Source organism: Bacteroides sp. MSSM.1001136sp1_RTP21357st2_D2_RTP21359_211015 (genome assembly GCF_040913205.1).
Lineage (GTDB): Bacteria > Bacteroidota > Bacteroidia > Bacteroidales > Bacteroidaceae > Bacteroides > Bacteroides ovatus.
The window spans coordinates 96,777-108,800 of sequence record NZ_JBDFVF010000018.1 but is presented as its reverse complement, the minus strand read 5'-3'; the positions used below and the strand labels follow the sequence as shown (position 1 = coordinate 108,800).

Below are 12,024 nucleotides of genomic sequence, written 5' to 3'. Positions count from 1 at the left end.
TTTTCATTTATCAAAAGTGGAAGCCGAAAGCTACGCAGCATGCCATTAATAATAGATTTACCATAGAAATCGGAACCAGATATTTCCATTCCAGATTCAAGATCTGGTCGATACGCAAGCGTGGGAAAGTCCATTTGATCCACATCAGAAGGAATACCACAAAGAATGCTTTGGCGAAGAACCAGATAAAGCCCGGAATATAATCCATTACAGTGTTAAATCCATCCAAACCAACAATGTGCAGCGGCATCCATCCTCCCAGGAAGATAGTGGCGGCAACACTGGCTACGATAAACAGATTCAAGTATTCTGCCAGATAGAAGAAACCGAAACCCATACCGGAGTATTCAGTATGATATCCGGCTGTCAGCTCACTTTCCGCTTCGGGAAGGTCGAACGGGCCACGGTTACATTCTGCATTTCCGGCAATCAGATAGATGATGAAAGCAATGACCGCAGGAATATGTCCCTTGAAGATGAACCAACCATCAGCTTGTCCTTCTACGATTTCAGAAAATTGCATGGTTCCCGTCAGCACTACCATTGTCATGATACTCATACCAACAGAAAGTTCATAACTGATAATCTGTGCACCGCTTCTCATGGCACCAATCAAAGAGAATTTGTTGTTACTACCCCAACCGGCCAGCAAGATACCGACAACTCCAATGCTGGAAGCTGCCAACAGGAAGAACACGCCCACATTGAAGTCCAGAATCGCCGCACCTTTATTAAAAGGAATACAAGCGAAAGTCAGGAATGAAGCGATAATCACCATGAATGGAGCCAGGTTATAAAGGAAATGGTCGGCACCCTTCGGCATGAAGATTTCTTTGGTCAGCATTTTGAGCACGTCGCAGACCACTTGGATAGAACCCCATTTACCAACACGGTTCGGTCCAAGACGACACTGGAAGAAACCGCAGACCTTACGCTCCATGTAGATCAATATGATAGCCAGGATGGCATACAGTGCTACGAGGCACACGCCGACAGCTACACATTCTATAAAGATGGCTAATCCCTCCGGCATAATGGAGAGCAGTAGCTCATGTATCCAGTTTGTTACTATACTAAAGTCGAACATATATTTTTAATAATTAAGTATTATCTGTCAATATCCGGAACGACATAATCTATTGTTCCGCCAATAGCAATTAAGTCGGCAATCTTTGTTCCCCGGCAAATGGTGTCAATTGCAGCAACAAGCGGCAATCCCGTAGCACGGTAGTGCAGACGGTAAGGCGTTTTGTCACCCTGACTTTCCAGGAAGACACCAAATTCACCACGACTTCCTTCTACTGCTGCATAGTAACTGCCTTCCGGAACACGGATGATAGGTTTCATCTTCTCCTGATAAGGTCCCTCGGGAATATTGTCTATTAATTGTTCGATGATGTTCAGACTTTCCATGATTTCATCCATACGCACCAGGTAACGGGCAAAGCAGTCGCCTTCCGTATAAACGATTTCTTTGAAATCGACTTTGTCATATACACCGTATGGCATTCGTTTACGTACGTCACACGCCCATCCTGATGCACGGCCTGTACCTCCGGTACAACCGAAAGAGATGGCATCTTCACGGCTTAACACACCGACGCCTTTCATACGGCTCTGTGCGATGATGTTACCCGTGAATATATCGTGATATTCGTGGATAATTCCTCTCATATATGGAATGAACTCTTTTACTCGTTTGACGAAGTTAGGATGAAGATCAGCCTGTACACCGCCAATCGTATTGTAGTTCATAATCAGACGCCCGCCGCAAGTTTCTTCAAAGATATCGAGAATTTTCTCGCGGTCACGGAATCCATAAAAGAATGCTGTCAACGCTCCTAAGTCCATAGCAAGACAAGAGTAGAACAGCAAGTGAGAATCGATACGTTGCAACTCGTCCATTATGGTACGGATGTACTGTACGCGTTCACTGACCTCAATGCCCATGGCTTTTTCAATGCACATACACAATGCATGGCGGTTCTGATGCGCGCCCAAATAGTCCAGACGGTCTGTCAAAGCCAATGTTTGAGGGTAAGTGAGGCTTTCATTCATTTTCTCGATGCCTCGGTGGATATACCCGCAGTTCGCATCAATCTTACGAATAATTTCACCTTCCAGAGAAACACGGAAGCGCATTACACCATGAGTAGCAGGGTGCTGCGGACCGATGTTGACTACATATTCTTCTTCGCCGAACAATTTCGTCTCTTTGTTCTTGATGGTTCCGTCCGGGTTCAGTTCTATTTCTTGAGTCGTATCAAACGTCTCTTCATTAGTCATGCACAGTGGGTTATCCTTTTCCGGGTCGTTATCTTTACGCATCGGATAACCGATCCAATCGTTGCGCAGGTAGAGCCGGCGCATATCAGGATGACCGACAAAGGTGATGCCATAAAAATCAAAAACTTCACGTTCGTAGAAGTCGGCTATCTTCCAGATGTCGCTGACAGACGGAATTTCCGGTAGCTCGCGGTTGGTTGTCGCTGTTTTTAGTGCTATCCGTTCGCCTGTAATGGTAGATTCCAGATGGTAGACTACGCCTAAGCCGCGGAGTTTTTCCGGAGCGTCTTTCTCATCGGCTACTCCCCAGTCCATACCGGTGAGGCTTTCGAGAAAGTCCATCTGTTTTTCATTTCGCAAGCGCAGCATCTCGTCGTGTAACGCTGCAGGAGCTATAAATTGTATTTCTTGCATAAATCCTTTAAATTACAGAATGTAGAATCATTCTTCATTTTTTAAATAATCCGGTTTCTTCTCTTTTCTGTTTACTCCACCAAAGAACTTTTCTATTTTCACTTTGCGTTGCAATTGCATCATGCCATAATAGAATGCTTCAGGACGTGGCGGGCATCCGGGAATATATACATCTACCGGAAGAATCTTGTCCACTCCGTTCACTACGTGATAGGACTTCTTGAAAGGACCTCCGCTGACAGCGCATCCGCCTACGGCAACCACATACTTCGGATCGGGCATCTGGTCGTAAAGTCGTTTCAGTACCGGAGCCATTTTATTGGTGATTGTTCCGCATACCATAATCATATCAGCCTGACGCGGGCTGGCACGTGCTACTTCAAACCCAAAGCGGGCCATGTCATAACGCGCGGCACCCAGTGCCATAAATTCGATACCACAACAACTGGTTGCAAAGGTAAGCGGCCACAGTGAATTGCTGCGCCCCCAGTTGATAAAGTCGTCAAGTACTCCGAGGGCAACATTGGCTCCTCCTGCATTAAGTTCTTTGACCAACTTTTCCAATGATTCATTGTCGATAAACTCATCATACGGAATAGATTTTATTTTTGGCTTTTTGGTTATTTCCATTCCAAAGCTCCTTTCCTCCAGGCATAAGCAAGACCCAGAACTAAAATGATAAAGAAAAAGAGAACACTAATAAGTCCCTGTGGTCCCATGTCACGCATAACTACCGCCCACGGAAACAGAAAAGCTGTTTCGACATCGAACATAAGGAATAGGATGGCAAACAAGTAGTAGCCTACACGGAACTGCATCCATGATTTACCACGTGTCGGTATACCACATTCATAAGCCTCAAACTTTTGCAGGTTGTATGAACGGGGAGAGATAGCACGCGAGAGGGCTATTACTACACCGACAAAAGCAAGCGCTGTCAGTAAAACAACAACTAAAAATGTAAAATTCATAATTCAATAGCTGTTTAGATTGAATATTATATAGAAATAAGCAATTAGTCTATTCGCCCTATGGAGAATAAAACCAACTGTAATAAATGACGAGCAAAAGAGTCTACTGTACTGTAGGCTAAATGACAATCTTTCTCAACCCATATATATAATAGGAGATAGGATCGTAATAATATGTAGGAGAATGGGATGAGACAGGGTAAAGCGGACTTTGATGTTTGTAATGGTCACAGAAATAAGCGATTAACAAAAACATGCTTTTATCTGTCGGAACATGTGCGACGTCTGTATGACTCATGTCACAGGTTTGAGTCGTATAAAGATTATAAAGACGTTCTAAAGCATCCTGAATCGGACGATCTTGTGATACATAGCATTTCTCCTGCCGATAAGTCGGGGAGGAAACTTTGCACATATCTTCCATTGCTCCATTAGTTGCACAATGGATGAGCAAAGCCAACACTAAAAGTAGTCCGAATTTTAAGCTTTGTTTCATCTTTCTCCTTTAACGGCTGCAAATATAGAACTAATATTTATACTTTTTGCAAAGTCCGTATGGCAAAAAAGCTTTTTTTAACTCCATATCTTTTAGATTCATTTTTTAGTCAGCATGGTTTCACAAATATCATTTAGAATGGGGTAATTTCTCCATCTTCATTTGTTAAAAGATGCAATAAAAAGAATGATTTACGCTCTTTTTGGCGAATAACACAAAGAAAATACATTTTTTTGCAGATTAAGAAAGAATACATGATTATGAAACGCACACTTTGGTTTATATTTTTCCTTCTAAACTCCTTGTTTTACCTCTATGCAGATAGTGAGAATGATTCTTTGTTGAAGGTGTTAGACAAAGTGATTTCTGAACGTTTGATATATACCCAGAAAAAAGAAGCTACCATAAAAGAATTAAAGAAAAAGAAGGTTGGCCTTAATTCGTTGGAGGATATATACAATTTAAATAAAGAGATTATCCATCAATATGAAACCTTTGTCTGTGACTCGGCAGAACAATACATTCATGAGAATATTGATATAGCAAAAACAATCGGTAATAAAGAATATCTTTTGGAAGAGCAGCTCCGGTTGGCTTTTGTCTATTCTTTATCCGGTTTGTTTATTCAAGCAAATGATATTTTTAAGTCGATAAAATGTGCGGATTTACCCGATCATTTGAAAGCTTTGTATTGCTGGAATCGTATACGTTATTATGAAAATCTCATTAAATACACGGACGATGTACGTTTTTCAAACGAGTATATATCGGAAAAAGAGGCTTATCGGGATACCGTGATGAGCATCTTATTTGACCAATCGGATGAATATAGAAAAGAAAAAGCTGTGAAGCTTCAAGATAAGGGAAGTACCAAAGAGGCTCTTCTGATTTTGACAGAGATATATGATAAACAAGAGCCGGCATCCCATGGCTATGCTATGATGGCTATGGGACTTGCCAGGGCTTATCGGTTGATTGGGAATTATGCACTGGAAGAAAAGTTTCTAATGCTGGCTGCTATGACAGATACAAAACTAGCTGTCAAAGAGAATGAGGCATTATTGACATTGGCAGTTAATTTGTATCATAAAGGAGATATAGACAGGGCTTATAATTATATAAAAGTAGCGTTGGATGATGCCATCTTTTATAATTCCCGTTTTAAGAATACGGTAATTGCTCGTATCCATCCGATTATTGAAAATACATACTTGATCCGGTTGGAAAAACAAAAGCAGAACCTCCGTTTCTATATATTTCTGACTAGCTTGTTTGTGGTAGCTCTTGCTATCACCCTGTATTTTACATATAAACAAACAAAAATTGTATCCCGGGCTAAACGGCATCTTAAAGCTATGAATGAGGAACTGGTCGGACTGAATAAGAATCTCGACGAAGCTAATCTGATTAAGGAAAAATATGTGGGGTATTTTATGAATCAATGTGCTGTTTATATTAATAAACTCGATGAGTACAGGAAGAATGTGAACAGGAAAATCAAGACCGGACAGATTGATGATTTATATAAGTCATCCTCCCGACCTTTTGAAAAGGAACTTGAAGAACTATATCATAACTTTGATAAAGCGTTCCTTAAATTGTATCCTAACTTTGTGGAAAAGTTCAATTCTTTGTTGAAACCGGAAGAGCGTTATAAACTGGAAAAGGACCAACTGAATACAGAATTACGCATATTTGCATTGATACGATTAGGAATTACCGATGTTGGACAGATTGCTGTATTTTTGCATTATTCTGTGCAGACAATCTATAATTATAAGAGTAAAGTGAAGAGAATGTCCACTCTTGATAGTAATATCTTTGAGGAGGAGGTAAAAATGCTTGGTTCTTTGTCTCAAAAATGATTCTATCCGGTTTACCAAAACTAAAAAATGGTCTTGTTATAAACTGTTGATTATTAAATGTATATATAATAATTGATCTGTAAAACGTTTACTTTCCCGCCTACTTCCATTAAGAAGTAGGCTTTTTTCATCTCTATATTTGCATCACAAGATTTTTGATAACTGAATACTAATCTAAAGAAACACACAACTATGAGTTTTTCAGAATTGTATCTTATTTATTATCCCAAACTAGTTCGGTTTGCAAAAGAATTTGTGATGTCGGAAGAGGATGCGGAGAACATAACACAAGATGTGTTTACAGACTTATGGGAAAAGAGAGAGTCAATGAATCATATTGAGAATATGAATGCTTATCTTTTCAGGCTTGTAAGAAACAAATGTTTGGATTATTTAAAGCATAAAGTATTCGAGCAAAAGTATGTCGAGAATGTGAAGGCTTCTTTTGAGATTGAGTTGAATCTGAAATTGCAATCTTTGGATCGTTTTGATGTATATGATATATCAGAAAGAAATCAGATGGAGAAACTGATACGGGATGCTATCAATAGTTTGCCTAAAAGATGTCGTGACATATTTTTGTTAAGCCGCATGGAAGGATTGAAGTATAGGGAAATATCCGAACGTTTGGGCATTTCGGTAAATACAGTGGAATGTCAGATGGGAATAGCACTAAAAAAGTTGAGAGCAAAACTCAATGTGACATTGGCTGCATAACTTTTTAATGAATTTATCGGTATTTTTTAGGGGTATTTATTGAGATAATCGTTCTTTGATAAAAAAAGGACTGTGTATATGGAGAATTGTCTGAATAAATATTTTGCGGATGAATTTACTTCTGATGAAAAAACAGAGTTTCTCATAGAAGTGGAAAACAACGAAAGGCTGAAGGAAGAATTTATAGAAAATCAGAATTTGCTGGCACTCGTTGATTGGATATCTCCGGAATATGAAAATAATAAAGAAGTTGTCCAACATAAATTATATGAATTTATGCGTAGAATGGAGCAACACAAAGATAAATAGCTTTAGGATACTATGAGTAAAATTTATATCATATTACTGACTGTTTTCTTTTATGCAAATGTTTATTCTCAACAAGCTTATTTTGTTGATGGGTATCATGGCGGGATATATGGACATTATCCGGTAAAGTGGAAAACTCAATTTATTGTGGATCAGCTGGCTATGCATCCGGACTGGCGGATTTGTATGGAGATAGAGCCTGAAACATGGGATACAGTCAGAGTACAGACTCCGGAGGCTTATTTGCGTTTTAAAGAGATGGCTACTAGTAATCAGGTAGAGTTTACGAATCCTACTTATGCACAGCCTTATTGCTATAATATCTCGGGAGAGAGTATAATAAGACAGTTTCAATATGGTATTGCTAAAATAAACAAACATTTTCCGGGGATGGATTTTGTAACCTATTCGGTAGAAGAACCTTGCTTCACAAGTTGCTTGCCACAAATCCTTAAACAATTCGGCTTTAAATATGCTGTATTAAAATGTCCCAATACCTGTTGGGGAGGGTATACTGCTGCTTATGGCGGAGAATTGGTTAATTGGGTAGGACCGGACGGGACTGCAATATTGACTGTTCCCAGGTATGCTTGTGAAAAACTGGAGCCGGGATCAACCTGGCAGACAACTGCGTGGGGAAATTCGGATGCTTATTTAAAAGATTGCCGTAACGCAGGTATCAAACACCCCGTTGGTATGTGTTTTCAGGATGCGGGATGGAAGAACGGCCCATGGCTGGGAAGTGGAAAGAACACAAAAAATAATTCTATATATATGACATGGAGAGATTACATTAAAAATGTCTCCATCGGAAAAACGGATGATAATTGGTCTTTTTCACAGGAAGATATACATGTGAATCTTATGTGGGGAAGTCAGGTTTTGCAAAAAATAGCGCAAGAAGTACGCGTTTCAGAAAATAGAATTGTCATGGCAGAGAAAATGTCTGTAATGGCTTATCTGGAAAATAAATATATTTGTCGACAGGCAGATATGGATGAGGCTTGGCGTACACTGATGTTGGCACAACATCATGATTCGTGGATTGTGCCTTATAATGGACTGAATAGGAAAGGAACATGGGCTGATCAGATTAAGCGATGGACAGACAGTACCAATCATCTTGCAGATGGAATTATTGAGGCATCTATGCAGAGCTTTAATGAAAAGTTTATTCCGCAAAATAATGCTCAACAGCAATATATACGTGTTTTTAATACATTAGGAATGAGAAGAAAGGAAGTCGTAAGTGTTCTTCTGCCTACGGAATCTGAAAATGCGGATTTAAGTGTCTATGACTGGAAAGGTAAAGATATAGGTTATTTGGTAGAAAATGAAGGTAAAGAGATAAGATTATTTTTTGAGGCAGAGATTCCTCCCTTTGGTTATTCCACGTATTGTATAAAAAAGAAAGAAGCCGGTAAGAAAGAGGCTTCGGAGAGTAGATTCGTTTTGGAAGGTAATAAGGTGAATAAACAGGAATACGTGGTTGAAAATGATATGTATAAAATTGTTTTTGACTTATCAAAGGGAGGAACCATAAAAAGCCTGATAGCTAAAAAAGAAGGGAATAAGGATTTTGCAGGTAAAACGGAGAAATATGCTTTAGGGGAGTTACGAGGCTTTTTTTATGAAGAAGGCAAATTTCGTTCTTCTATAGAGACTCCGGCCAAGCTGACAGTAGTAAGGGATAATGTATATGAGCAAAAAATTAAGATAGAGGGTGAGATTGCTTCCCATCCGTTTACACAGGTAATCACTCTCACTAAAGGAACGAGACGGATCGATTTTGATTTGACGGTTGACTGGAAAAAGAATGTAGGTATTGGTGAATATAAAGAGGAACGTTGGCGTGATAATCGTCGAGCTTATTGTGACGATCGGTTTAAACTAAGTGTATTATTCCCGACTGATTTACATGCTCCCCGTGTCTATAAAAATGCACCGTTTGATGTATGCGAAAGCAAACTGACTGATACTTTCTTTGGTTCTTGGGATCAAATCAAACATAATATTATACTTCATTGGGTTGACTTGGCTGAACAGGAAGGCGACTATGCTTTGGCTTTATTATCAGACCATACTACTTCTTATTCTTATGGAGAGGACTATCCGCTAGGACTGACTGCTCAATATTCGGGTGGAGGACTTTGGGGACCTGATTATAAAATAACACACCCTTTGAGGATGAAGTATGCAATTATACCTCATCGTGGCAAATGGGACAAAGCATCAATCGCAGATGATAGCGATTGTTGGAATGAACCATTGCTGTATTCTTGCTATCCAGTGGCAAAACCGGAATCGAAATCATTTATTGATTTACAGAATACTGGTTATCAAGTGAGTGCTCTTCAAATGAAAGATGGAAAGGTACTATTGCGCCTGTTCAATTCTGAAGGAGACGAAAGATTACAAAAGGTTACCATTGACATGCCATTATCCGGAGTGGAGGAAGTTGATTTGAATGGACAATGTATCGAAAGAAAGAAGATAAAAACACGTGCAGGTAAATCGGAAATGACGATTTCAATGCCTCGTTTTGGTATTAAGACTTTCGTTCTTAGTTTGACTTAAAATAATTAGATTATTGTTATGTATAAAGCGACTGCTAATCTTTTAATTGTTTGCTTTTTGTGTTGGATGACGGGTTGCTCATCAACCAATACCGTATCGGAAGATTTGGTTCCGACTGATTATGTAAACCCGTTTATTGGTGCCAGTACTAGTGTAGGGGCTGCCGGTGTTTATCACGGATTAGGTAAAACTTTTCCCGGAGCTACGACTCCGTATGGTATGGTACAGGTTAGTCCTAATACAATAACGGGAGGTGATAATGGTTCCGGATACAGTGATGAACATAAGACAATCGAAGGATTTGCCTTTACCCAGATGAGTGGTGTGGGATGGTTTGGTGATTTGGGCAATTTTCTTGTGATGCCTACAACTGGTGAATTATATAAAGTGGCAGGTAAAGAGAATAATGATAGTATAAAAGGATATCGTTCGGTTTATAACAAAGCCACTGAAACGGCTAAGGCCGGATATTATTCGGTAGAATTGACTGATTATCATATCAAAGTAGAAAGTAGCGCGACACCGCACTGTGGAATTTTACATTTTACTTATCCTTCTAGTGACCAATCGCGTATTCAGATTGATTTAGCTCGTAGAGTAGGGGGAACATCTACTTCGCAGTATATTAAAGTTGTAGATGATTACACCATTCAAGGATGGATGAAGTGCACACCTGATGGTGGTGGATGGGGTAATGGTGAAGGAAAAGCCGATTATACTGTTTATTATTATGCACAATTTAGTAAACCTTTGACTAATTATGGCTTTTGGAGTGCAGATATTCCCGAGCATTGGGTTCGGAAACGTGATGAAGTAGTGAGTATTCCTTATTTGACTCGTGTATCACAAGCTCCGGTTATAAAAGACAAGAAAGAACTGACGGGTAAACATCTGGGCTTTTTTACTGAATTTCCAACGAAGGAGGGAGAGACTGTAGAGATGAAAGTTGGTATCTCTTTTGTTGATATGGAGGGTGCTGCAAATAACTTTGAACAAGAAATAGCCTCTAAAAATTTTGGACAAGTAAAGCAGGAAGCTACTGAATTGTGGAATAAAGAACTTAATCGTGTCCGGATATCCGGTGGTACGGATGATGAAAAAACGATATTCTATACTGCCATGTATCATACGATGATTGATCCTCGTATCTATACAGATGTAGACGGACGTTATGTAGGCGGTGATTATAAAATACATACGGCTGACAGCACTTTTACAAAACGTACTATATTCAGTGGATGGGATGTATTTCGTAGTCAGTTTCCTTTGCAGACTATAATTAATCCGCGTTTAGTAAGTGATGAACTGAACTCATTGATTACTATGGCAGATCAGAGTGGGCGCGAATACTATGAACGTTGGGAATTGCTGAATTCCTATTCCGGCTGTATGTTGGGAAATCCTGCTTTGTCTGTTTTGGCAGATGCGTATATCAAAGGGATTCGTACGTATGATGTAGAGAAAGCGTATCGTTATGCCATTAACACATCCCGTCGTTTTGGTAATGATTCATTGGGGTATGCTCCGGAACCATTGAGTATTTCAACAACTTTGGAGTATGCTTATACTGATTGGTGTATATCTCAATTAGCGAAAGCTATGGGGAAAGAAGACGATGCCAAATGTTTCTATGAAAAGGGACAGGCATATCATTCTATTTTTGATAAAGAAAAGGGATGGTTCCGTCCCCGTAAAGCAGATGGTGCATGGGTAGAATGGCCGGAGAATGCACGTCTTAAAGAATGGTATGGGTGTATAGAAGCAAACTCTTATCAGCAAGGTTGGTTTGTACCTCACGATGTTCCGGGAATGGTGAACTTGATGGGTGGTAAGGAGAAAGTTATTGCGGATTTAACAGATTTCTTTAATAAAACTCCTTCTAATATGCTGTGGAATGAATATTATAACCATGCGAATGAACCTGTGCACTTCGTTCCTTTTTTGTTCAATCAGCTTGAAGTTCCCTGGTATACTCAAAAATGGACACGCTATACATGTGAAAAGGCTTATGCAAACAAAGTTGAAGGGATTGTTGGCAATGAAGATGTAGGTCAGATGTCAGCGTGGTATGTGTTGGCTGCTTCCGGTATTCATCCTTCCTGTCCGGGAAATACACGTATGGAGATTACAAGTCCGGTTTTTGATAAGGTAGAGTTCAATCTTGATCCCAGTTATTATACTGGTAAGAAATTCACGGTGATAGCTCATAATAACAGCATAAATAACGTCTATATACAAAAAGCTTTGTTGAACGGTCAGGAATACAATAAATGTTATCTTGATTTTGCGGACATTGCAGCCGGAGGTACATTGGAGCTGTTTATGGGTGATAAACCTAATGTTGAGTGGGGACTTTGATTGAATAACATACTCTAAAACAAATTGTTAC

10 protein-coding genes are annotated in these 12,024 nt (G+C 39.5%); 5 read left to right on the top strand and 5 right to left on the bottom strand.

The window, feature by feature from the left end:
• Positions 1–10: 10 nt before the first annotated feature.
• From nuoH to AB5217_RS13040, 5 genes are all read right to left on the bottom strand, one after another.
• Positions 11–1,087: an NADH-quinone oxidoreductase subunit NuoH gene (gene nuoH, locus AB5217_RS13060; RefSeq protein WP_004315645.1), complete on the bottom strand. Its 1,077-nt coding sequence runs from the start codon at positions 1,085–1,087 to the stop codon at positions 11–13.
• A gap of 20 nt (positions 1,088–1,107) precedes the next feature.
• Positions 1,108–2,700 carry an NADH-quinone oxidoreductase subunit D gene (locus AB5217_RS13055; RefSeq protein WP_004312112.1) on the bottom strand — a complete coding sequence of 531 codons (1,593 nt, stop codon included), beginning with the start codon at positions 2,698–2,700 and terminating at the stop codon, positions 1,108–1,110.
• A gap of 27 nt (positions 2,701–2,727) precedes the next feature.
• Positions 2,728–3,330, bottom strand: coding sequence for an NADH-quinone oxidoreductase subunit B (locus AB5217_RS13050; protein WP_004301465.1), 603 nt, complete (start codon positions 3,328–3,330; stop codon positions 2,728–2,730).
• Positions 3,321–3,671 (bottom strand): NADH-quinone oxidoreductase subunit A, encoded by a 351-nt coding sequence (locus tag AB5217_RS13045; RefSeq protein WP_004312114.1) that lies wholly within the window; start codon positions 3,669–3,671, stop codon positions 3,321–3,323. The genes AB5217_RS13050 and AB5217_RS13045 overlap by 10 nt, the downstream gene beginning before the upstream one ends.
• Before the next feature lie 118 nt (positions 3,672–3,789).
• The gene (locus AB5217_RS13040; RefSeq protein WP_032843056.1) at positions 3,790–4,167 is read right to left on the bottom strand and encodes a hypothetical protein; all 378 of its coding nucleotides are present in this window, start codon (positions 4,165–4,167) and stop codon (positions 3,790–3,792) included.
• A 260-nt stretch (positions 4,168–4,427) separates the two neighbouring features.
• Between AB5217_RS13040 and AB5217_RS13035 the strand changes: the two genes are divergently transcribed.
• The 5 genes from AB5217_RS13035 to AB5217_RS13015 all read left to right on the top strand — a co-directional run bounded on the left by AB5217_RS13035 (position 4,428) and on the right by AB5217_RS13015 (position 11,993).
• On the top strand, positions 4,428–6,032 hold the full coding sequence (locus tag AB5217_RS13035) for a DUF6377 domain-containing protein (protein WP_032854614.1): 1,605 nt from the start codon (positions 4,428–4,430) through the stop codon (positions 6,030–6,032).
• Positions 6,033–6,224: 192 nt separating this feature from the next.
• Positions 6,225–6,749 carry an RNA polymerase sigma-70 factor gene (locus AB5217_RS13030; RefSeq protein WP_004301470.1) on the top strand — a complete coding sequence of 175 codons (525 nt, stop codon included), beginning with the start codon at positions 6,225–6,227 and terminating at the stop codon, positions 6,747–6,749.
• 78 nt (positions 6,750–6,827) lie between these two features.
• Entirely contained in the window at positions 6,828–7,058 is a 231-nt protein-coding gene (locus AB5217_RS13025; RefSeq protein ID WP_004305330.1) for a hypothetical protein, read from the top strand.
• A 12-nt stretch (positions 7,059–7,070) separates the two neighbouring features.
• On the top strand, positions 7,071–9,635 hold the full coding sequence (locus tag AB5217_RS13020; RefSeq protein ID WP_032847476.1) for a glycoside hydrolase family 38 C-terminal domain-containing protein: 2,565 nt from the start codon (positions 7,071–7,073) through the stop codon (positions 9,633–9,635).
• 18 nt (positions 9,636–9,653) lie between these two features.
• Complete coding sequence (locus tag AB5217_RS13015; protein ID WP_032847474.1) at positions 9,654–11,993, top strand: GH92 family glycosyl hydrolase; 2,340 nt, start codon at positions 9,654–9,656, stop codon at positions 11,991–11,993.
• Positions 11,994–12,024: the final 31 nt, after the last annotated feature.

What these genes read in the sequence shown, in the direction of transcription:
- AB5217_RS13030 (WP_004301470.1), top strand. Translation starts at nt 6,225, where the DNA reads ATGAGTTTTTCAGAATTGTATCTTATTTATTATCCCAAACTAGTTCGG.
- nuoH (WP_004315645.1), bottom strand. Translation starts at nt 1,087, where the DNA reads ATGTTCGACTTTAGTATAGTAACAAACTGGATACATGAGCTACTGCTC.
- AB5217_RS13055 (WP_004312112.1), bottom strand. Translation starts at nt 2,700, where the DNA reads ATGCAAGAAATACAATTTATAGCTCCTGCAGCGTTACACGACGAGATG.
- AB5217_RS13015 (WP_032847474.1), top strand. Translation starts at nt 9,654, where the DNA reads ATGTATAAAGCGACTGCTAATCTTTTAATTGTTTGCTTTTTGTGTTGG.
- AB5217_RS13035 (WP_032854614.1), top strand. Translation starts at nt 4,428, where the DNA reads ATGAAACGCACACTTTGGTTTATATTTTTCCTTCTAAACTCCTTGTTT.
- AB5217_RS13040 (WP_032843056.1), bottom strand. Translation starts at nt 4,167, where the DNA reads ATGAAACAAAGCTTAAAATTCGGACTACTTTTAGTGTTGGCTTTGCTC.
- AB5217_RS13025 (WP_004305330.1), top strand. Translation starts at nt 6,828, where the DNA reads ATGGAGAATTGTCTGAATAAATATTTTGCGGATGAATTTACTTCTGAT.
- AB5217_RS13050 (WP_004301465.1), bottom strand. Translation starts at nt 3,330, where the DNA reads ATGGAAATAACCAAAAAGCCAAAAATAAAATCTATTCCGTATGATGAG.
- AB5217_RS13045 (WP_004312114.1), bottom strand. Translation starts at nt 3,671, where the DNA reads ATGAATTTTACATTTTTAGTTGTTGTTTTACTGACAGCGCTTGCTTTT.
- AB5217_RS13020 (WP_032847476.1), top strand. Translation starts at nt 7,071, where the DNA reads ATGAGTAAAATTTATATCATATTACTGACTGTTTTCTTTTATGCAAAT.